Source organism: Shinella yambaruensis (assembly GCF_022899355.1).
Lineage (GTDB): Bacteria > Pseudomonadota > Alphaproteobacteria > Rhizobiales > Rhizobiaceae > Shinella > Shinella yambaruensis.
The window spans coordinates 366,090-386,436 of the sequence record NZ_JALJCK010000006.1; the positions used below are offsets into that span (position 1 = coordinate 366,090).

Here is a 20,347-nt window from a genome sequence, read left to right on the forward strand (position 1 = left end):
TATTTCTTGCGCCTGTCGATCTGGCACGCTTTCTGCTTTCTCTTCTGCAGGTCCAGAGGGGGCCGAAAGAGAAGCGTCCAACGAATGACGCTCCGATAAAGCCGCCGTGCAGCCCAGTGGGAACCGGAAAGGTTTCGCGGCCGCCGGCGGCTTTCTTGTCTGCGCGGGGACGGCCGCTGCCGTTAGTGCGCTGAAAAATATGATTTATCATATTCCTCTATCAAGTAATCTTCCCGGGTTGGCTTTTTTGCCGGACTCCGCCACACTCGCCCGCGGCAAGATCGCGTCTCGCAAAGGACGCGGCTTGCCAGTCAGATCTTCGCGATATAATGAGGACCCACACTAAATGGGTTTTCTGCAACGGTGGAGACGGCAATGAGCTCAGCGGGAAACAGGGCAGGCGGGGTTCTGCTGGCGGCGTTGGCGTTTTCTGCCGCCGCCTGGCCGGCTTGGGCCGACAGCGCGGCGCGGCCGGTGCACACCGCCGCCGTGCATTTCGAAGAGCGCGAGCAGACGGTCACCATAACCGGGGAAGTGGTCGCACGGGTGGAGACGGATCTTTCCTTCCGCGTCGGGGGCCGCATCACCGGCTGGTTCGTCGATGTCGGCGGCGCGGTCAAGGAAGGCCAGGTGCTGGCGCGGCTCGATCCGGAGGAACAGAACGCCGATGTCGAGGCGGCGGAAGCCGGGGTGCGCGCGGCGGAAGCGCAGCTCAAGCTCGCCCGCGCCAATTTCGACCGCCAGAAATCCCTGCTGAGCGATGGCATCAGCACTCGCCGCGATTTCGACGACGCCGAAACGGCGCTGCGCACGGCGGAAAGCGCCCGCGAAGCGGCGATCGCCCAGCGCGACACGGCGAAGGAGGTGCTGTCCTATACCGAACTGCGCGCGCCCGCCGATGGCATCGTCACCGCGCGCCTTGCCGAGACGGGGCAGGTGGCACAGGCGGCGCAGACCATGTTCACCATTGCCGATACCGGCCCGCGCGACGCGGTCTTCGATGTCTACGAATCGCTGTTCTTCGCCCAGCCGGCGGAGGACGGCGTGGTCGTCACCCTGCTCAGCGACGACAGGGTGCGCACGACCGGCAATGTGCGCGAGGTCTCGCCGACGATCGATGCGCAGACCGGCACGGTGCGCGTCAAGATCGCCATGGACCGCACGCCGCCGGAAATGACGCTCGGCTCCTCGGTCGTCGGCGTCGGTGCGCTGGCGCCGCGCCGGGTGGCGGTGGTGCCCTGGCAGGCGCTGTCGGCGGGCCTTGACGGCAAGCCGGCGCTGTGGATCGTCGACAAGGCGAACAGCACGGTGGATCTGCGCCCGGTCGAGGTGCTCTCCTTCGAGACGGGCGCCGCGCTGCTTTCGGGCGGCATCGAGGAGGGGGAGACCTACGTCGCCGACGGCACGAAGCTGCTCCGGCCCGGCCAGACCGTCAGCGCGATCGAAGGAACCGCCCGATGAGAAGACCCGTCCTGTTCGCAACGGTCGCCATCGCCGCCGCGGCGCTGGCCGGCTGCAAGAAGGAAGAGGAAGCCGCCGCGCCGCCGCGCCCGGTCCTCTCCATTGTGGTCGCCCCGACGGCGCTGCCCGGCACGCGCTTTGCCGGCACGGTGCAGGCGAAGGTGCAGGCCGCGCTCGGCTCGCGCGTTTCCGGCCGCCTCGTCTCGCGCACCGTCCATGTCGGTGATCTCGTGAAGAAGGGCGACGAACTCGCCGTGCTCGATGCGACGGCCTATGAGCTGGCCGTGCGCTCGGCCCGGGCCGAGCTTTCCAGCGCCGAGGCGACGCTTTCGAGCGCGATCGCCACCGAGGAGCGGCAGAAGACGCTGCTCCAGTCGAACGCCGCGGCGAGGGCCGCCGTCGAGAGCGCCGAACAGTCGCGCGAGGCGGCCGATGCCGGCCTGACGCGGGCGAAGACGGCGCTCGTCAAGGCGGAGGAACAGCTTTCCTATACCCGCATCCTCGCCGAATTCGACGGTGTCGTCGTGGCCACCGGCGCCGAGGTGGGACAGACCGTCTCGCCCGGCGAGGCGATCGTCACGGTGGCGAGGCCCGACGAGCGCGATGCCGTGGTCGACATTCCGGAGACGGCGGAGACCATCGCGCTCGGCAGCCGCTTCACCGTGTCCCTGCAGATCAATCCCGACGTCACGGTGAAGGGCGCGGTGCGCGAGGTCGCGCCGTCGGCCGATGCCGCCACGCGCACGCGGCGGGTGAAGATCGCGCTGGAAAACCCGCCGGATACGGTCCGCCTCGGCACGACCATCACCGCCGAGCTCGAGGGGCCGGACCTCACCGCCATCATGATCCCGCAGACCGCCGTGCTTCAGAAGGACGGCAAGCCGCATGTCTGGCGGGTCGATGGGGAGAAGGGCGAGGTGCATCTAGTGCCGATCGAGACCGGTCCTGCCGTGGGCCGCGCCCTTCAGGTCGCGGGTGGGCTGAAAGCCGGCGACCGCATCGCCACCGCCGGGGTGAACAGCCTCGAAGAGGGCCAGAAGATCAAGGTTGAAGACGAGGCAGGCCTATGAAGAAGTTCAACCTTTCGGACTGGGCGCTCGATCACGCATCGCTCGTCTGGTACTTCATGATCGTCTTCGCGCTGCTCGGTTTCTTCACCTACCAGAACCTCGGCCGCGAGGAGGATCCCTCCTTCACCATCAAGACGATGACGATCAGCGCCGCCTGGCCCGGTGCCTCCGTGGAGGAGACGACGCTGCAGGTGACCGAGCGCATCGAGCGCAAGCTGGAGGAGCTGGAATCGCTCGATTTCACCCGCAGCATCACGACGCCCGGCCAGACGCTGATCTTCGTCAACTTGAAGCCGACGACCCGCGCGCGCGACGTCGCCCCCACCTGGGTGACCGTGCGCAACATGATCAACGACATCAGAGGCGAGTTCCCGTCCGGCGTCGTCGGCCCGGCCTTCAACGATCGTTTCGGCGACGTCTTCGGCAATATCTACGCCTTTACCGCCGATGGCCTCTCGCCGCGCCAGCTGCGCGATTATGTCGAGGATGCCCGCCGGCGCATCCTTACCGTGCCCAATATCGGCAAGGTCGACCTCGTCGGCGCGCAGGACGAGGTGATCTATCTCGAATTCTCGACGCGCCAGCTTGCCGCGCTCGGCATTTCCACCCAGCAGGTGGTGTCCACGCTGCAGGCGCAGAATGCCGTGGCGCCCTCCGGCGTGGTGCAGGCCGGCGGCGAGCGCGTCAGCGTGCGTGTCGGCGGGCAGTTCAGCTCGGAGGCGAGCCTGCGCGACGTCAACCTGCGCGTCAACAACCGCTTCTTCCGCCTCAGCGATATCGCCACGATCACCCGCGGCTACGAGGACCCGCCATCGGCGCTCTTCCGCTTCAACGGCGAACAGGCCATAGGCCTTGCCATCGGCATGAAGCAGGGCTCGAACCTTCTCGAATTCGGCGCGGCGGTGGAAAGGGAGATCGAGCTGCTTTCCCATGAACTGCCGGTCGGCGTCGATGTGCACCTCGTCTCCGACCAGCCGAAGGTGGTCGAGGAGGCGGTGTCGGGCTTCACGCGGGCGCTGTTCGAGGCCGTCGTCATCGTGCTCGCGGTCAGTTTCGTCAGTCTCGGAATCCGCGCCGGCCTCGTCGTGGCGCTGTCGATCCCGCTGACGCTCGCGATCACCTTCGTCTTCATGTATTACGACGGCATATCGCTGCAGCGCATCTCGCTCGGCGCGCTCATCATCGCGCTCGGCCTGCTCGTCGACGATGCGATGATCGCCGTCGAGATGATGGTGGCGCGGCTGGAAATGGGCGATTCGCTCAGGAAAGCGGCGACCTATGTCTATACGTCCACCGCCTTCCCCATGCTCACCGGCACGCTGGTAACGGTGGCGGGTTTCATCCCGATCGGCCTCAACAACAGCGCGGCCGGCGAGTTCACCTTCAGCCTCTTCGTCGTCATCGCCATCTCGCTCGTCGTCTCGTGGGTCGTCGCGGTCATCTTCGCGCCGCTGCTCGGCGTGACGATCCTGCCGAAGACGATGAAGAAGCATCACGAGGAAAAGGGCTGGTTCGCCCGCAGCTTCGCGCGCCTGCTCGATGTCTGCATGCATTGGAAATGGACGACCATCGTCGCGACCGTGCTGGTCTTCGGCGTATCGGTCTTCGCCATGCGCTTCGTGCAGGAACAGTTCTTCCCGTCTTCGGACCGACCGGAGCTCATCATCGACTGGTCGCTGCCGCAGAATGCCTCGATCGCCGAGACCAATGCGCAGATCGCCAGGCTGGAAGAGGAGAAGCTCAAGGGCAACCCGGATATCGAGCGCTGGTCCTCCTATGTCGGGCAGGGCGCGGTGCGCTTCCTCCTGTCCTTCGACGTGCAGCCGCCGTCGCCCGCCTTCGGCCAGACCGTCATCGTCAGCAAGGACCTGGAGGCGCGCGACCGCCTCAGGGCCGATCTCCAGGCCTATCTGCGCGAGACCTTCGTCGGCACGGATGCGCTGGTGAAGCTGCTCGACATCGGCCCGCCGGTCGGCCGGCCGATCCAGTACCGCGTCAGCGGCCCGGATATCCAGGAGGTGCGCAAGCAGGCGCTCGCCTTCGGCGAACTCATCGGCAAGGACACCCGGCTCGGGGATGTCGTCTACGACTGGAACGAGCCGGCTCGCGTGGTGAAAGTCGACGTGCTGCAGGACAAGGCCCGCCAGCTCGGCGTCACCTCGCAGGACATCGCCTCCGCCCTGAACGGCGTCGTCGGCGGCACGACCGTCACCCAGATCCGCGACGACGTCTACCTGATCGACGTCATCGGCCGGGCGCGGGCCGCCGAGCGCGAATCCATCGAGACGCTGCGCCAGCTCCAGCTGCCGACGGCCAACGGCACCTCCGTGCCGCTCGCCGCGGTGGCGAACTTCCGCTACGAGATGGAACAGCCGGTCGTCTGGCGCCGCTCGCGCCAGCCGACCATCACCGTCAAGGCCAGCATCACCGGCGGCGTGCAGCCGGCGACGATCGTCTCGCAGCTGGAAAAGGACGTTGCCGCCTTCCAGGCGCAGATGCCTTCCGGCTACGAGGTCGCGGTCGGCGGAACGGTGGAGGAAAGCGCCGACAGCCAGGCGCCGATCGTCGCGGTCGTGCCGCTCATGCTGTTTGCCATGGCGACGATCCTGATGCTCCAGCTCCAGAGTTTCTCGCGGCTCTTCCTGGTCTTCGCCGTGGCGCCGCTGGCGCTCATCGGGGTGGTCATCGCGTTGCTCGGCAGCGGGGCGCCGCTCGGCTTCGTCGCCATTCTCGGCGTGCTGGCGCTGATCGGCATCCTCATCCGCAACTCGGTCATTCTCGTCGTGCAGATCGAGGACCTGAGGCGCGAGGGCATGCATGCCTGGACGGCCGTGCGCGAGGCGACGGAACACCGCATGCGGCCGATCATGCTGACGGCGGCGGCGGCCAGCCTCGCGCTCATCCCCATTTCGCGCGAGGTGTTCTGGGGGCCGATGGCCTATGCCATGATGGGCGGTATCATCGTCGGCACGGTGCTGACCCTGCTCTTCCTGCCGGCGCTCTATATCGCCTGGTTCCGCATCAAGCCGGAAGAAGCGGAAGAGGCGGCGCCGGCGCCCGAGCCGATCGAGGCGGCGTGACGCCGGCCGCGTCTGCGCGGCGGGACCGCCCCGCGCAGGCGCAGGGAAAGGGCTCATATTTTTGCCCGTCTCACCCGCCGCCGCTTTGAGCGACAGGCCGCTTCCGAAGGGCTGGAGCCTTGGCAAGGCGTAGGCAGGCTGGGCGATCGCAGGCCCGTTCGTTGCGGGGCGGATGGAGGAAAGTTGCGTTCTTTTTGCCGCACCCTCCCTGAAAAAAGCTGGTGGAAAAAGTTGATTTTCAACGCCAAAGCGCCAGCCGGCTTTTCAGAGCGTAACGAATGTGCAAGGAACTTGCTCCATGGTGTCGGCGAGGGCCGCAGGGGTGTGCCGGTTTGGGACAAGGTTTGGTCATGGGACTTGACGAGACATTGGAACTGCATGCCTATGGCGCCTTGTCGCAGCAGGCGACCGGCTTTTGCCCCATGCCTTGTGCGGCATGGTCGAAGGGAAATGCTACGTGATGATCGCAATTGAAGATGGGGACAGGCCGCGCAGGCTTTCGAGCGCATGGGCGCGGGTTCTTGCGGCGGGCACCCTGTTGACGCTGGCCGGCTGCATGGTTCCGAGCGACGGGCCGCTGACCCACGAGGTCCTTTCGGCCGGCGCGGACGGCAGGTCCTACGACATTCCCCAGACCAGGCTGGTCTTCGACGTCGTGAGCATCGACCAGCGCGTCGCCGGCCGCGTCAGCGCGGGCAAGCGCCCCGGTCTTTCCAGCACCTTCGGCTTCGGCGGTGGGGGCGGCACGCCGGTCATCGGCGTCGGCGACCGACTGGAGGTCACGATCTTCGAGGCGGGCCCGGATGGCCTGTTCTCCACCACCGAGCGCAAGTCGACGTCGATCCCCGTCGTCGTGCAGCCGGACGGCCATGGCCAGATCCCCTATGTCGGCTCCGTGCGTTTTGCCGGCATGACGATCGATTCGGCCCGCGCGACGATCGTCGATGCGCTGAAGGCCAAGGCGGTGGAGCCGGACGTCATCGTCTCGCTTGCGACCAATGCCTCGCGCACGGTGTCGATCCAGGGCGACGTGAACCGGTCTGGCATCCTGCCGCTCGGGCTGAGCGGGCAGCATCTCAGCGAGGTGATCGCCCTTGCCGGCGGCGCGTCCAAGCCGCCCTACGACACCTATGTGAGCCTGAAGCGCGGCGGCCGGACGCGCAGCGTGCTGCTGCAGTCGCTGATCGACAATCCGAAGGACGACATCTACGTCAAGCCGGACGACCAGATCTATGTGAGCTACGACCCGCAGACCTTCGCGGCGCTCGGCCAGACGGGCAAGACGGGCAAGATCCCGTTCAACGCGGCCAGGCTGAGCCTGGTGGAGGCGGCGGCGCTGGCCGGCGGCGGCAATGTGGCGACGGCGGACCCGAAGGGCTATTTCGTCTTCCGCTACGAGGACGAGGGCGTCTACCGCAGCGTCGTCGGCGACGACCGGTTCCGCGACCTGATCGCGCGCGGCATGATGCCGGACGGGGAGGGACGCTATCCGATCGTCTACCGGCTCGATCTGGCGGCGACGCAGAGCTATATCGTGGCGCAGACTTTCCCGGTGCGGAACAAGGACGTGGTCTACCTGGCGCGTCACATGGCGACGGACCTTGCGAAGTTCCTGACGATCGTTTCCAGCGGGGCGAGCGCGGCCTACAACATCCAGCGCACCGCGGACCTGCTCTGACAGGTCCCTGGTCCGCTTGACGCGGTGATGCCGGCGCCATTTGCGGCCGGTCTGCCGGCGGCAGACGGCGCGCGGGCCTGCCGAAATTGCTCTCGAGGACTGCATGGCCGGCCAGGCACGCAAAACCTATGCGCTTCTTTCCTTCGGTCTCTGGCAGCAACGGGCGGATATCGCGCGTCTGCTCGATGCCGAGATCGTCGCCTGGCCCTTCGCGCTGCCCGGCCGGATCGACGGGTTCATCGGCTGGGGGCGCCGGTCGTCCGGCCGTCGCGCTGTGCGCCTTGCGGCGCGCAGCGGCAAGGAGGCCATCACCCTTGAGGATGGGTTCCTGCGCGGCTTTGCGGCGGGGCGGGGGGAACCGAGCCATTCCTATGTGATCGACCGGGAGGGCATCTATTTCGATGCGCTCCAGCCGAGCGATCTCGACCGGCTGCTGTCGCAACCGGTGACCGATGCCGTCGCGCTCGGCCGCGCCGGCCGGCTGATGGCGCAACTGCGCGGCGCGCGCCTGTCGAAGTACAACAACAGCCCGGTGATGACGCCGACGGCGGCTGGCGTGCCGCACGGCCGGCCTTTCGTCCTGCTCGTCGATCAGGTGGCCGGCGATGCCTCCATTGCCGGGGCCGGGGCGAGCGCGTCAAGCTTCCGCGCCATGCTGGAACATGCGGTCGCCCACCATCCGGGGAAGACGCTGGTCGTGCGTACCCATCCGGCGGCGGGCGACCGCAGCCTCTTGCGGCAGGCGGCAAACGCCATCGGGGCCGAGATCGTGGTGCCCGCGCGCATGAATCCCTGGCCGCTGCTGGAGGAGGCCGACTGCGTCTATACGGTGTCGAGCCAGCTCGGCTTCGAGGCGCTGATGGCGGAGCGGCCCGTCCATTGTTTCGGGACGACCTATTATTCCGGCCGCGGCCTCACCGTCGACCATGGGCGCCTGTCGCCCGCCCGCCCGCCGGCCTCGCTCGAACAGATTTTCCACGCGGCCTATATCGACTATTCGCATTACCTCGACCTGCACACGCGCGCGCCTTGCACGCCGGAGCGGGCGGTGGAACAGGCGATCACGGTGCGCGACCAGCGTGCGCGCATCGAGCGCAAGGTGTTCACCGCCGGCTTCTCGCCGTGGAAGCGCAGGGCCATGACCCCCTTCCTGAAGGGCATGGCAGGCGATCCGGTCCATGCCCGCTCGCTCGAGGCCGCGGCGGCGGCGGCACGCGCGGCGAACGGCGTCGTCGCGCTCTGGGGAAGCGATGCGGCGATGCCGGCCGACGTGCCGGCGATGCGTCTCGAAGACGGGTTCATCCGCTCCCGCGGGCTGGGGGTCAACCTCGCCATGCCGTCCTCTGTCGCGCTCGACGGGGCGCATGTCTATTACGACGCGCGGGGTGAAAGCCGGCTGGAGGCGCTGATCGCGCATGGCACGGTCGACGAGGGGCTGCGGCGGCGGGCGCGCGATCTCGTGCGCCTGCTGGTCGAGCGCGGCGTGTCCAAGTACAATCTCGGGACGGCTGCCGACCTGCCGGCGGTTGCCGGCGGGCGGATGAAGATCCTGGTGCCGGGGCAGGTGGAGAAGGACGCCTCCATTCGCTACGGCTCCCCCGCGGTGCGCTCCAATGCCGATCTCGTGCGCGCCGTGCGCGCGCTCTTTCCCGATGCCTTCGTCGTCTACAAGGCGCATCCGGACGTCGTGTCCGGCGTGCGCGACGGCGGCGCCGAGCCGCAGGAGGCCGATCTCATCGTTCGCAGCGGCGACATCCTGCAATGGATCGGCTGGGCCGACCGGGTCGAGACGATGACCTCGCTGGCCGGCTTCGAGGCGTTGTTGCGCGGCAAGGCCGTCGGCGTGCATGGCGCGCCGTTCTATGCCGGCTGGGGCCTGACGGACGATCGCCTGCCCATTCCACGCCGCGTGCGCCGCATCGACCTTGAGTCGCTGGTGGCCGCAAGTCTCATCTGCTATCCGCTTTATATCCATCCCCTCAGTGGCTTACCGTGCCGGCCGGAGGATTTGGTTGAGGAAATTTCAGGTACCGCCATGAAATCGCCCGGAGTCGGACGGAAGGTCTTTTTGTGTGCGGCGCAACAAATCAACCGTGTTGGGGTGTTGCTTCGCGACTCGCGGTTGCGGTAAAAGGCGGCCAGAAAAATGGGAACGGGGCCGAGTCGCCATCTTGAGCGCAGCGGTCATTCGTGTGCCGGGGGATCGGCGACAAAATCGGGGAGTATGGCAGATGCGGTTGCTAAAACGGCGCCTTTGTGCGAATACCATTCCATCCAGCAGCATAATTTGAGTTGAGCCGACCTGTCATGAGCGTACAGCATGATACCGATTTGAAGGCGGGTCGCTCCGACGCCGAAGGCGCCGCTTCCGCGCGTGGGTCCCGGCTGATCAATCTGGCGTTGCGCCGCAAGCTTTCCAAGCGCTTCCCCTCCAAAAGCGCGCCGCGCGTGCTTTTTCTGCAGGGGCCTGTCGGTCCTTTCTTCCGCAAGGCTCAGGCGCTGCTCAATGACAGCGGTTTCGATGCCTGGCGCATCTGTTTCAACGCCGGCGACCGGCTTTTTGCCCGGGGCGGCAAGATCCTGCATTTCTCCGGCACGGCCGATGTCTGGCGGGACTGGTTCACCGAAATCGTCGGCGAACATGGCTTCGACCATGTCGTGCTCTTCGGCTGCGAGCGCGAGGTCCACAAGATCGCGATCGAGCAATGTGCCACGCTCAACATTCCCGTCCTCAGCCTGGAGGAGGGATATATCCGCCCCGGCTTCGTGACGATGGAGGTCGGCGGCAACAACTGGCGCTCGCCGCTCGCGGGTCTTCTGCCTTCCGGCAACGACGAGGAGAAGCGCCGGGAGCGGCCGCGCGGGACGAATTTCCCGTCGTCCTTCGGTGCCATGGCGACCTATGCCTTCATCTATTTTTCGGTGCGCGGGGTCTTTTCGACGCTGAGCGAACGCAAGCTCTTCCACAAGCACAAGCGTTCGCTGGCACCCGAGGCCTTCTACTGGATCAAGAACTACTACCGGAAGTTCCGCAATCTCGGCAGCAATTACCGCACCATGGAGCGGCTGCTCGAGCACCATGACAAGAAGTACTACATCGTGCCGCTGCAGGTGCACGACGACAGCCAGCTCGGCGCGGCCGCGAGCGGCTGGAACAATCAGAAGCTCATTCTGAAGACCATCGTTTCCTTCGCGCGAAATGCGCCGCCGACGCACCAGCTGGTGTTCAAGATCCACCCCATGGAGCGCGGGCACAGCCAGGACAAGCAGTTCATCCGCCAGGTCGGCGTGCTCAACAATGTCTCCGAGCGCATCCACATCCTCGACAGCGGTTCGCTGGGCCTGATGACGCGGCATGCCGCGGGCATGGTGACGATCAACAGCACCTCCGGCCTCTCGGCGCTCCAGCACGGCATTCCGCTTGCCGTTCTCGGCCAGGCCTTCTACCGGCATCCCTCGCTCGCCTTCTGCGTCAACAAGGGCATCGAGCTGGACAGTTTCTGGTCGTCCGGCCATGTCGCACCGACGGCGCAGCGGCGCGACTACCTGAACTGGATCGCCCGGGAATGCCTGCATCCCGGCGACTACTACGCCTATGAGGGCATCGAGATCGCGGTGAATTCGCTGCTGGAAAAGCTCCGGGCCATGGATGCTGCGGGCCGCGTGGTGGAGCTGCCCGACGTGTCCAACGTCATGCCGCTGCTGGCGCAGTCGCAGTAAGGGCGGCACGCCGCTTTCAGGCAGCCGGGATAGATCGTGCGCTCCCGAGGGCGCGCGGGGGCCACTGCCCGTACCTTTAGGGGATCAGGCGGACCGGCGCTGGCTGGCGGAGGTGCGAAGGATTTCCTCGTGCACCTCGATCGCTTCCTCGATGTCGTTGTAGAAGGTGAGCTGGCCGTTGTTCATGACGCCGCCGATGTCGCAGAACGAGCGCAACAGGCCGGAAGAGTGGGAGACGAGCAGCAGGGTGGCGTTCTCGCGCCGCTCGTCGAAGACGTCCTTGCACTTCTGCTTGAAGGTGGAATCCCCGACGGCGATCACCTCGTCGATCAGGTAATATTCGAAGCCGATCGCCATGCAGATGCCGAAGGAGAGGCGCGCCTTCATGCCCGCCGAATAGGTCTTCACCGGCATGTCGAGATAGGGGCCGAGCTCGGAGAAATCGGCGACGAAATCCAGAACCTTGTTGCGGTTCTTGCCGTAGATGTCGGCGATGAAGCGGGTGTTCTGCGCGCCCGTCAGCTTGCTGTGCACGCCGCCCCTGAAGCCCAGCGGCCAGGAGATCTTGCCCTCGCGCAGGATGCGTCCGGAATCGGGCATGTCCGCGCCGGAGATCAGGCTCATCAGCGTGGACTTGCCGGCGCCGTTGCGGCCGAGAATGCCGATATTGGTGCCGGGCCGGAAGGCGGCCGTGAACCGGTCCAGAATGACCTTCTTGCCGCCGCCGGGGCGAGGGAAGGCCTTGCTGACATTGTCGAAGATGATCATCAGTCTATGATCTTTCGGCGGAAGAGGCGTTCCAGCACGAGCGCGGCCGTGAGCAGCGCGGTGGAAAGCCCGAGCAGGTAAGACTTGCTCAGCAGCGCGTGATAATCGAGATAGGTCGAGGTGCGGAACCATTCGACGCAGTGCAGGAACGGGTTCCACCACAGCACGGCCTGGAAGCCGGGCGGCATTTCTGCCGGCATGAAGAAGACGCCGGACAACAGCATCAGCGGCATGCTCAGCATGCTGAGGAAAGTGTCGTAGCGCGGCACGAGCGCGCTCATCGTCGCGTTGAACGCGGCGAAGGAGAAGGCGAAGTAGAGGATCGCGGCCATGCCCTCGGCGAATTCGCCGGGATAGACGATGACGTCACGGTCGAGCGAGATCGCAAGCCCGACCATGAACAGGCTGCAGATGATCAGCCAGATCGTCGTCTCCAGCAGGAACGTCGCCACCAGCGTATCGAGCGGCCTGACCAGCGGATAGGTCAGCATCGGCTGGTTGCTGATGATGGCGCGCTCCGTCTTGCGCGAGATGCCGCGCGTCATGCGGAAGCCGAAGACACCGGCCAGGATGAACAGCAGCGCATTGTCGCCGAAGGGGACATGGGCCTTCAACTGCGTGTGGATCAGGAGAAAGATGCCGACATAGGCGGCGGGCTCGATGAGGATCCAGATGAAGCCCAGCCGGCTTTCCCCGAAACGCGTCACCGCGCTGCGCACGACGAGCGCGGAAATGACCCGCGCGTTTTCGCGCAGCGCATAGCTTAGGGGTTTTTCAGCGAGCAGAGCCATTCCGCCACTCTCTCCTCATCGCGATCAGATCGCGTGATCCTTCACGGACCGGAAGGCGAAGTAACCGATGAGCCAAAGGCACGACGCCGCGGCGAGCATGATGAGCGTGTTGATCGCACCCAGCGGATAGAGGGCGATTTCCGGCTCGCGCGGCTGCACGTAGACGGCGAAGTAACGCTCCTGCTTCTGCGCCTCCTGCATGGCCGTTTCCAATGCGGCGAGGGAGGTCGTGTAGGCCTTGACGGCGAACTCCTGCTCGACGCTGAGCTCGGTGAACCGGTCGATCATTTCGGGCAGGGCCCGGCCGGCGTCCAAGCCGCTGCGCGTCGTCTTGTTGCTGGCGTCGTTATCGTTCTCGCCGTCGCCGCTGATACGCTTCTTCTGTTCGACCAGCTGGTTTTCCAAGGCAACGATCTGCCGCTCGATGACGCGGGCGGAGGGCGCGTCCTTGCTGACCGAATCGACCAGCGCCTTGTAACGGGTGCGAAGCGAGGCCAGCTCCTGCTCGAGCGAGCTGATGATCGTCGCTTCCATGGTCGCGACCGCCGTCGGATCGACGGCCTGTTCGGAGATGCGCAGGTCGGTGATCTGGCCGCGGATGTTGCGCAGCCGCTCTTCCGAGCGTGCGACCTGTACGTTGGCCACCTCGATGAACTGCCGGCGCGACTTTTCCGAAAGCGTGTTGACCAGGTTTTCCGAGACGGTGAGGACCGCGTCGGCCACCTGTTTTGCATCCGACGGCGAGAAGGCGAAGACGCGCATCGTCACGTTGCCGGTCGTGGAGTTGTAGCTGACATTGACCATGTCCCGCCAATAGTCGCGGAACTCGTCGAGCGGGCGGCTCTCGTTCTCGCGATAGAGGAAATCGATGTTCGGGCGGGAATAGACGGTGCGGATGTCGACGCCGGTCTGCTCCTGGATGTCCGGCAGGATCTGGGAAGACTGGATGTAGTCGGCGACCACATAGGAATCGCCCGACTGCGCGCTCGATCCGACGAGCGCGGTGAGGCCAAGGGCGTTCAGCGAGGAGGAGTTCGAGCCGCGCACCGAGAATTGCGTCTCGACGACATATTGCGGGCTGGCGATGAAGATATAGTAGAGGCCCGTCAGGATCGTCGGCAGGATCGCCGCCAGCACGAAGGAGATGATGGGCCAGGGAAGCTGTCGCTTCTGCTTGGGCATCGCGGGCAGGGTCAGGACGGTGCTGACGAGGTCGGCGGGCTTGCGCGCGCGTATTTCGGCCCGCGAGCCGAGATTCTCGTCGTCATCGATAGCCGGATTGACGGGGCGCTTGACCGCACCCTGCTTGATCTTCACGACTTTCTGTTCTGCAGCGCGCTGGCGGGCGCGGCGCTTGGCGATTTCGAGCAGGCTGCTCGTATTGTCGGCGACGTGGGTCGGGGTCTCCGCCAGGAGGGGCGCTTTCTCATCTTTCACGTCGGCTCACTCTTTCCAACAGCAAACGGGGTCGTCGCCTAAATGCTTGTCGCCGCAACTTATTCGAAATTGCCTTTACAGACAATAAAAATGCCGCGGCCGGGAAGGCCGCCCGCAGGGCGAACGGGAGCGGAACATCCCGCCCTTTCCGGTCGACGCGCATTCCTCGTCGAGCAATCTGGTCATTTTGTGGTCGTCGCCGGTCCCTTGCTCCAGTCGGTGCTCGAGGCGATGAAGTTCGGGTTGGCGAAATCCGCGTCGTGCGCCTGGCGGGTCTTGCCGTAGAGGAGGGGCGCGCCGTCGAGCGTGCGTGTCTGTCCGCCGGCGGCGCGCAGCACCGCGTCGCCGGCGGCCGTGTCCCATTCCATGGTGCGGCCGAAACGCGGATAGACGTCGGCAAGTCCTTCCGCCACAAGGCAGAATTTCAGCGAGGAGCCGATCGCCGTGCAGGCGTCGATGCCGTGGTCGTCGAGAAAGCGGGTCGTTTCGGGCGTGGCATGCGAGCGGCTGGCGACGGCCGTCAACGCGCTGCCGCAGCTGCGGCAGCCGATGGACTGCCGCTTTGCGATGGTGGCCTCGCCGCGCACCTCGAAGCGTTCCGCCCGCTCGCCGTCCGCGATGAAGCCGGTCGAGAGCGCGGGCGCGTAGACGATGCCCGCGACCGGAGCCCTTTCGCGGATCAGGGCGATGTTGACGGTGAATTCGCTGCGCCCGGCGATGAACTCCTTCGTGCCGTCGAGCGGATCGACGAGGAAGAAGACGCCGCCGGAAATATCCGGCACGCGGCCGGCCGCGACAGCCTCCTCGGCGATGACGGGAACCTCCGGAAAATGGCGTGCAAGCGCGGCGAGGATCAGCCGTTCGGCCTCCTCGTCCGCGGCGGTGACCGGCGACCGGTCCGCCTTGTACTGGACATCGGCTCCTGCCTTGTGGATGGCCATGATGGCGGCGCCGGCGGCCAGTGCCGCGCTCTCCAAGACTTGCCCGAGTTCCATTCCGTTCGCCTGCATGCTGTCGTCGTCCTGCCGTTTCTGCGCATGCCTTAGCCGCGGGACGGCCTGAAAGCAAATGCCCTGCCTGCTCCTGCCGCCACATCATGACGTCAGCATGTGGAAAGTCGCCGGCCCGGATGCGACAAGATGACGCCGGACTTGCCGTTTGTGCTGCATATGCGAATGTGGGGCGACTGATCCGGGATTTCGCATGCGCTACTCCGCCCTTTCGATCTTCAAGCAAGCCCTTGCCGGCAACCTCGGCTGGAAGCCCGCCTGGCGGGAACCGCAACCGAAACCGCATTATGACGTGATCATCGTCGGCGGCGGCGGGCATGGCCTTGCGACGGCCTATTACCTTGCCCGGGAATTCGGCATCCGCAACGTCGCCGTGGTGGAGAAGGGCTATCTCGGCTCCGGCAATGTCGGGCGCAACACGACCATCGTACGCTCCAACTACATGCTGCCCGGCAACGAGCCGTTCTACGAGTTCTCGCTGAAACTCTGGGAAGGGCTGGAGCGGGAGCTGAACTACAACGTCATGCTGTCGCAGCGCGGCATCATCAGCCTTTATCACAATGACGGCCAGCGCGATCACTATGTCCGGCGCGGCAATGCCATGATGATGGAGGGCGTGGCGGCCGAGCAGCTCGACCGCGAGACGCTGAAGAAGATGCTGCCCTTCCTCAATTTCGATCATGCGCGCTTCCCGATCATCGGCGGCCTCCTGCAGCGGCGCGCCGGCACGGCGCGGCACGATGCCGTGGCCTGGGGTTTTGCGCGCGGCGCGGACCGGCTCGGCGTCGATCTCATCCAGAACTGCGAGGTCACCGGCATCCGCCGGGAAGACGGCATCGTCACCGGCGTCGAGACGACGAAGGGCTTCATCGGCTGCAACAGGCTGGCGCTCGCGGCGGCCGGCAACACCTCCCGCGTCGGCGAAATGGCGGGGCTGAAGCTGCCGATCGAGAGCCATGTGCTGCAGGCCTTCGTCACCGAAGGTCTGAAGCCCTGCATCGACCACGTCATCACCTATGGCGCGGGGCACTTCTACATCTCGCAGTCCGACAAGGGCGGCCTCGTCTTCGGCGCGGAGATCGACGGCTATTCCTCCTATGCCCAGCGCGGCAACCTTGCGACCGCCGAGCATGTCATGGAGGAGGGGGTGACGATGATCCCCGGTCTTTCCCGCGTCAGGGTGCTGCGCGCCTGGGGCGGCGTCATGGATATGTCGATGGACGGCTCGCCGATCATCGACCGCACGCCGATCGACAACCTCTATCTCAACTGCGGCTGGTGCTACGGCGGCTTCAAGGCGACGCCCGCCTCCGGCTTCTGCTTCGCGCATCTCATCGCCAAGGGGGAGAGCCACCATGTGGCGCGCGCGCTCAGGCTCGATCGTTTCGAGCGCGGTTTCCCCATCGACGAGGCGGGTGCCGGCACCCAGCCGAACCTGCATTGAGGATGCCATGGCGAGCCTGATTTCCTGTCCCCATTGCGGGGTGCGGCCCAAGGAAGAGTTTTCGATCCGCGGCGATGCGACGCCGGTCCGTCCGGCGCCCATGGCCTCGGACGAGGCGTGGAACGACTATGTCCATGTCCGTGCCAATCCGCGCGGGCGCATCCGCGAGCACTGGCAGCATGTCGCCGGCTGCCGGCGCTGGCTGGTGGTCGAGCGGGACAACTTTACCCATGAGGTGTTTTCCGTGACGGATGCCGCCGCGGCGCGGGGAGGCGCGCGATGACCGCCTATCGCCTCGCCTCCGGCGGCCTCATCGACCGCAGCAACACCATCGGCTTCACCTTCGACGGGGCGAACCTTTCCGGCCATGCCGGCGATACGCTCGCCTCGGCGCTGCTGGCCAACGACCGGCTGCTCGTCGGACGCAGCTTCAAGTACCATCGCCCGCGCGGCATCGTGACGGCGGGGTCGGCGGAGCCCAACGCGCTGGTCACCATCGGCACGGGCGCGCGGCGCGATCCGAACACGAAGGCGACCGTCGCCGAGCTCTACGACGGCCTTGCCGCCACCAGCCAGAACCGCTGGCCGAGCCTTGCCTTCGATATCGGCGCCGTGAACGACCGCCTGTCGCGCTTCCTGTCCGCCGGCTTCTACTACAAGACCTTCATGTGGCCCGCCGCCTTCTGGGAAAAGGTCTATGAACCGCTGATCCGCCGTGCCGCCGGCCTCGGCCGTACGGACCTTCCGCGTGATCCCGACGGCTACGAGAAGAGCTGGGCGCATTGCGACCTTCTCGTCGTCGGCTCCGGCCCGGCGGGGCTCGCCGCGGCGCTGGTCGCCGCCCGCTCGGGCCTGCGCGTCATCCTCGTCGAACAGGATTTCGCCCTCGGCGGGGCTCTTCTCTCGGAGACGACAAAGCTCGACGGCGAGGCGCCGTACATCTTCTCCCGGCACGCGATCGACGAACTGCACGGCCATCCCGGCGTCACGCTGCTGCCGCGCACCACGGTCTTCGGCTGGTACGACGACAATGTCTTCGGTGCCGTCGAGCGGGTGCAGAAGCACAGTGCCACGATCGATGCGGCACGGCCGGTCGAGCGCCTGTGGCGCATCGTGGCGAAGCATGCGATCCTCGCCACCGGCGCGGAGGAACGGCCGCTGGTCTTCGGCGGCAATGATCGTCCCGGCGTAATGATGGCGAGCGCCGCCAGCACCTATGCCAACCGCTTCGGCGTCGCCGCTGGCCGGTCGGTGGCGATCTTCACCAACGGCTCGTCCGGCTACCGCACGGCTGCGGACCTTTCCGCCCGGGGCGTGGAGATCGCGGCGCTGATCGACAGTCGCACTGATGCGTCGGATCGTGCGCCCGATGGCGTGCGGGTGGTGCGTGGCGGCGGCATCGTCGATACGAAGGGGCGCCAGCGTGTCCGCGCCGTCATTGCCGATCGCGGCGGCTTCGAGGAGATGATCGCCTGCGATGCCGTGGCCATGTCCGGCGGCTGGAGCCCGGTCATCCACCTTGCCTGCCAGCGCGGCGGCAGGCCGGTCTGGTCGCAGGCCCTGCAGGCGTTCCTCGCGCCGGAGGTCGGCGACGGCCTCGTCATGGCCGGCGCCGCGGCGGGGCATTACCGGCTTTCCGAATGTCTCGACGATGGCGCGCGCAAGGCTTCGGCCATCGTGGAAGCGCTCGGCCGGCCCGTCGCCGGTTTCGAGCGCCCCGTCGTCGGCGAGGAGGTCGATCCGTCCTTCACGGCGCTCTGGCATGTGCCGGGCGCCAGGTCCAAGGCCTTCGTCGACTTCCAGAACGACGTGCACGGCAAGGATCTCGGCCTTGCCCTTCGCGAGGGCTTCGGCCATGTCGAGCATGCCAAGCGCTACACGACGAGCGGCATGGCGACAGACCAGGGCAAGCTCGGCAACGTCAATGCCATCGGCATCCTCGCCGCGATGCGCGGCGTCAGCCCCGCCGAGGTCGGCACCACCACCTTCCGGCCGTTCTATACGCCCGTCTCCTTCGGCGCGCTCGCCGGCTCCTCGCGCGATGAACATGCCATGCCCGTCCGCCGCTCGCCGCTGCATGGCTGGGCGGCGCGGCACGGCGCGGTCTTCATCGATGCCGGGCTCTGGTATCGCTCCTCCTGGTTCCCGAAGGCGGGGGAAAAGACCTGGCGGGAAAGCGTCGACCGCGAGGTCCGGACCGTGCGCGAACATGCCGGTCTCTGCGATGTCTCGACCCTCGGCAAGATCGAGGTCTTCGGGCCGGATGCCGCCGAGTTCCTGAACCGGCTCTATTGCAATCCCGTGCTGAAGCTTCCCGTCGGCAAGGCCCGCTACGGGCTGATGCTGCGCGAGGACGGCATGGTCTATGACGACGGCACGGTGAGCCGGCTGGGCGAGACGCATTTCCTCGTCACGACCACGACGGCAATGGCCGCCGGCGTGCTCTCCCATATGGAGTTTGCCGCGCAGGCGCTCTGGCCGGAGCTTCGCGTGCGCTTCCTGTCGGTCTCCGACCAATGGGCGCAGATGTCGATCGCCGGGCCGAAGGCGCGCACGATCCTGCAGGCCGTCGTCGAGGACGATCTCTCGAATGCGGCCTTCCCGTTCCTTGCCGCCCGCGAGGTGCGGCTGAAGGGCAGCCTCAAGGCGCGGCTCTTCCGCATCTCCTTTTCCGGCGAGCTGGCCTATGAGCTGGCGGTGCCGGCGGGCTATGGCGAAGCGGTGGCCGACGCGCTGATGCGGGCGGGCGAACCGCAGGGCCTCTGCGCCTATGGCGTCGAGGCGCTGAACGTGCTGCGCATCGAGAAGGGCCATGTCACCCATGCCGAGCTCGATGGCCGCGTGACGCCGGACGATGCCGGCCTCGGCCGCATGATGGGCACCAGCAAGCCGGATTTCATCGGCAAGCGGCTCTCCACCCGCTTCGGCCTGACGGCCGCCGACCGCGCCCAGCTCGTCGGCCTGAAGGCACTGGAGGCGGACAAGGACATGCGCGCCGGCGCGCATCTTCTCAAGGACGGTGCCAAGCCCTCGACGGTCAACGACCAGGGCTGGGTCAGCTCCGTCTGCTTCTCGCCGACGCTCGGCACCCATATCGCCCTTGCCTTCCTGAAGTCGGGCCGCGAGCGCTACGGCGAGAAGATTATCGTGTGGGACCGGTTGCGGGGCGTGGAGACAGTTGCCGAAGTCTGCGATCCGGTCTTCGTCGATCCGGAAAATCGCAGGCTGATGGCGTGAGGTGAGGCTATGGCTTACGACTATCAGGCAGTGCATGTGCTGGACGGCACGATCGGGGCGGTCCCCGGCCAGCGGGCCAACCACCTCGCCGTCCACCGCGCGACGGCCATTGCCGTGGTGCTGGCGGCGCCCGGCCATGGCGCCGAAGCAGCCGGCATTCTCGTCGCGGACGGCGCGTTCGAGGCCCGCTTCTGCGGCCCGGGCGAATGGCTGGTGCTGTCGGAGGTGCATGCGCCCGAAACGCTCGTCGCCGAACTGGCCATCCGGCTCGGCGCCTTCGCCTTTGTGGTCGACCAGAGCCATGGCCGCGTCGCGCTGACGCTGTCCGGCCCCGACGCGGCGCGCATCCTCGCGAACGGCATCGCCGTCGATCTTCATCCCGAGGCCTTTGCCGTCGGGCGTGCGGCGACCATGCTGTGCAACCATCTTTCGGTCAATCTCGCCCGCACCGGCATCGACCGCTTCGATCTCGTGGTGATGCGCAGCTTTGCCGAGGCGCTGGTCGCCGATCTCAAGGTCATGGCGCGCAGCCATGATCTCTCTGTCGATTTCGCCACCCGCTGACAAAAACCATCCGGAGCGACATGGCGCTTCGCACCTCGGGCTTGCCGGGCGTCGGGGGAACCCAATAGGCTGCATTCCGCGCCGCAT

The 20,347-nt window shown here is 66.4% G+C and carries 14 protein-coding genes; 10 read left to right on the top strand and 4 right to left on the bottom strand.

The annotated features are described in order from the left end of the window. The first annotated feature begins 375 nt into the window (after window positions 1-375). The 6 genes from MUU56_RS16905 (at window position 376) to MUU56_RS16930 (ending at window position 11,009) form a co-directional block, all read left to right on the top strand. On the top strand, window positions 376-1,461 hold the full coding sequence (locus MUU56_RS16905; RefSeq protein ID WP_244768446.1) for an efflux RND transporter periplasmic adaptor subunit: 1,086 nt from the start codon (window positions 376-378) through the stop codon (window positions 1,459-1,461). Further along, window positions 1,458-2,531 carry an efflux RND transporter periplasmic adaptor subunit gene (locus MUU56_RS16910; protein WP_244768447.1) on the top strand — a complete coding sequence of 358 codons (1,074 nt, stop codon included), beginning with the start codon at window positions 1,458-1,460 and terminating at the stop codon, window positions 2,529-2,531. Before MUU56_RS16905 ends, MUU56_RS16910 begins: the two co-directional genes overlap by 4 nt. After that, a complete protein-coding gene (locus MUU56_RS16915) occupies window positions 2,528-5,611 on the top strand; it encodes an efflux RND transporter permease subunit (RefSeq protein ID WP_244768448.1) in 3,084 nt (1,027 codons plus the stop codon). The genes MUU56_RS16910 and MUU56_RS16915 overlap by 4 nt, the downstream gene beginning before the upstream one ends. A gap of 460 nt (window positions 5,612-6,071) precedes the next feature. Continuing rightward, the gene (locus MUU56_RS16920) at window positions 6,072-7,289 is read left to right on the top strand and encodes a polysaccharide biosynthesis/export family protein (protein WP_244768449.1); all 1,218 of its coding nucleotides are present in this window, start codon (window positions 6,072-6,074) and stop codon (window positions 7,287-7,289) included. 103 nt (window positions 7,290-7,392) lie between these two features. Then, on the top strand, window positions 7,393-9,420 hold the full coding sequence (locus MUU56_RS16925; protein ID WP_244768450.1) for a capsular polysaccharide biosynthesis protein: 2,028 nt from the start codon (window positions 7,393-7,395) through the stop codon (window positions 9,418-9,420). Between the two features lie 176 nt (window positions 9,421-9,596). Then, window positions 9,597-11,009: a capsule biosynthesis protein gene (locus MUU56_RS16930; RefSeq protein ID WP_244768451.1), complete on the top strand. Its 1,413-nt coding sequence runs from the start codon at window positions 9,597-9,599 to the stop codon at window positions 11,007-11,009. An 84-nt stretch (window positions 11,010-11,093) separates the two neighbouring features. Here MUU56_RS16930 and MUU56_RS16935 read toward each other — a convergent pair whose 3' ends face one another. From MUU56_RS16935 to cysQ, 4 genes are all read right to left on the bottom strand, one after another. After that, window positions 11,094-11,777 carry an ABC transporter ATP-binding protein gene (locus tag MUU56_RS16935; RefSeq protein ID WP_244768452.1) on the bottom strand — a complete coding sequence of 228 codons (684 nt, stop codon included), beginning with the start codon at window positions 11,775-11,777 and terminating at the stop codon, window positions 11,094-11,096. Further along, window positions 11,777-12,568 (bottom strand): ABC transporter permease, encoded by a 792-nt coding sequence (locus tag MUU56_RS16940; RefSeq protein WP_244768453.1) that lies wholly within the window; start codon window positions 12,566-12,568, stop codon window positions 11,777-11,779. Before MUU56_RS16940 ends, MUU56_RS16935 begins: the two co-directional genes overlap by 1 nt. Before the next feature lie 24 nt (window positions 12,569-12,592). Then, window positions 12,593-14,005 (bottom strand): KpsE/RkpR family capsule polysaccharide export protein, encoded by a 1,413-nt coding sequence (locus tag MUU56_RS16945; protein WP_244768454.1) that lies wholly within the window; start codon window positions 14,003-14,005, stop codon window positions 12,593-12,595. 182 nt (window positions 14,006-14,187) lie between these two features. Next, window positions 14,188-15,000, bottom strand: coding sequence for a 3'(2'),5'-bisphosphate nucleotidase CysQ (gene cysQ / locus MUU56_RS16950; RefSeq protein ID WP_244768455.1), 813 nt, complete (start codon window positions 14,998-15,000; stop codon window positions 14,188-14,190). A gap of 208 nt (window positions 15,001-15,208) precedes the next feature. Here cysQ and MUU56_RS16955 point away from each other — a divergent pair, with 208 nt between their 5' ends. Genes MUU56_RS16955 through MUU56_RS16970 form a run of 4 tightly spaced genes read left to right on the top strand, consistent with a single transcriptional unit; the run spans window position 15,209 to window position 20,260 of the window. Continuing rightward, window positions 15,209-16,459 (top strand): sarcosine oxidase subunit beta family protein, encoded by a 1,251-nt coding sequence (locus MUU56_RS16955; RefSeq protein WP_244768456.1) that lies wholly within the window; start codon window positions 15,209-15,211, stop codon window positions 16,457-16,459. Between the two features lie 7 nt (window positions 16,460-16,466). Further along, the gene (locus tag MUU56_RS16960; RefSeq protein WP_244768457.1) at window positions 16,467-16,742 is read left to right on the top strand and encodes a sarcosine oxidase subunit delta; all 276 of its coding nucleotides are present in this window, start codon (window positions 16,467-16,469) and stop codon (window positions 16,740-16,742) included. Next, window positions 16,739-19,696, top strand: coding sequence for a sarcosine oxidase subunit alpha family protein (locus MUU56_RS16965; RefSeq protein ID WP_244768458.1), 2,958 nt, complete (start codon window positions 16,739-16,741; stop codon window positions 19,694-19,696). The genes MUU56_RS16960 and MUU56_RS16965 overlap by 4 nt, the downstream gene beginning before the upstream one ends. Before the next feature lie 9 nt (window positions 19,697-19,705). Next, on the top strand, window positions 19,706-20,260 hold the full coding sequence (locus tag MUU56_RS16970; RefSeq protein ID WP_244768459.1) for a sarcosine oxidase subunit gamma: 555 nt from the start codon (window positions 19,706-19,708) through the stop codon (window positions 20,258-20,260). The last annotated feature ends 87 nt before the right edge of the window (window positions 20,261-20,347 follow it).

What these genes read in the sequence shown, in the direction of transcription:
- MUU56_RS16970 (WP_244768459.1), top strand. Translation starts at nt 19,706, where the DNA reads ATGGCTTACGACTATCAGGCAGTGCATGTGCTGGACGGCACGATCGGG.
- MUU56_RS16935 (WP_244768452.1), bottom strand. Translation starts at nt 11,777, where the DNA reads ATGATCATCTTCGACAATGTCAGCAAGGCCTTCCCTCGCCCCGGCGGC.
- MUU56_RS16925 (WP_244768450.1), top strand. Translation starts at nt 7,393, where the DNA reads ATGGCCGGCCAGGCACGCAAAACCTATGCGCTTCTTTCCTTCGGTCTC.
- MUU56_RS16930 (WP_244768451.1), top strand. Translation starts at nt 9,597, where the DNA reads ATGAGCGTACAGCATGATACCGATTTGAAGGCGGGTCGCTCCGACGCC.
- MUU56_RS16910 (WP_244768447.1), top strand. Translation starts at nt 1,458, where the DNA reads ATGAGAAGACCCGTCCTGTTCGCAACGGTCGCCATCGCCGCCGCGGCG.
- MUU56_RS16915 (WP_244768448.1), top strand. Translation starts at nt 2,528, where the DNA reads ATGAAGAAGTTCAACCTTTCGGACTGGGCGCTCGATCACGCATCGCTC.
- MUU56_RS16940 (WP_244768453.1), bottom strand. Translation starts at nt 12,568, where the DNA reads ATGGCTCTGCTCGCTGAAAAACCCCTAAGCTATGCGCTGCGCGAAAAC.
- MUU56_RS16905 (WP_244768446.1), top strand. Translation starts at nt 376, where the DNA reads ATGAGCTCAGCGGGAAACAGGGCAGGCGGGGTTCTGCTGGCGGCGTTG.
- MUU56_RS16920 (WP_244768449.1), top strand. Translation starts at nt 6,072, where the DNA reads ATGATCGCAATTGAAGATGGGGACAGGCCGCGCAGGCTTTCGAGCGCA.
- MUU56_RS16955 (WP_244768456.1), top strand. Translation starts at nt 15,209, where the DNA reads ATGCGCTACTCCGCCCTTTCGATCTTCAAGCAAGCCCTTGCCGGCAAC.
- cysQ (WP_244768455.1), bottom strand. Translation starts at nt 15,000, where the DNA reads ATGGAACTCGGGCAAGTCTTGGAGAGCGCGGCACTGGCCGCCGGCGCC.
- MUU56_RS16960 (WP_244768457.1), top strand. Translation starts at nt 16,467, where the DNA reads ATGGCGAGCCTGATTTCCTGTCCCCATTGCGGGGTGCGGCCCAAGGAA.
- MUU56_RS16965 (WP_244768458.1), top strand. Translation starts at nt 16,739, where the DNA reads ATGACCGCCTATCGCCTCGCCTCCGGCGGCCTCATCGACCGCAGCAAC.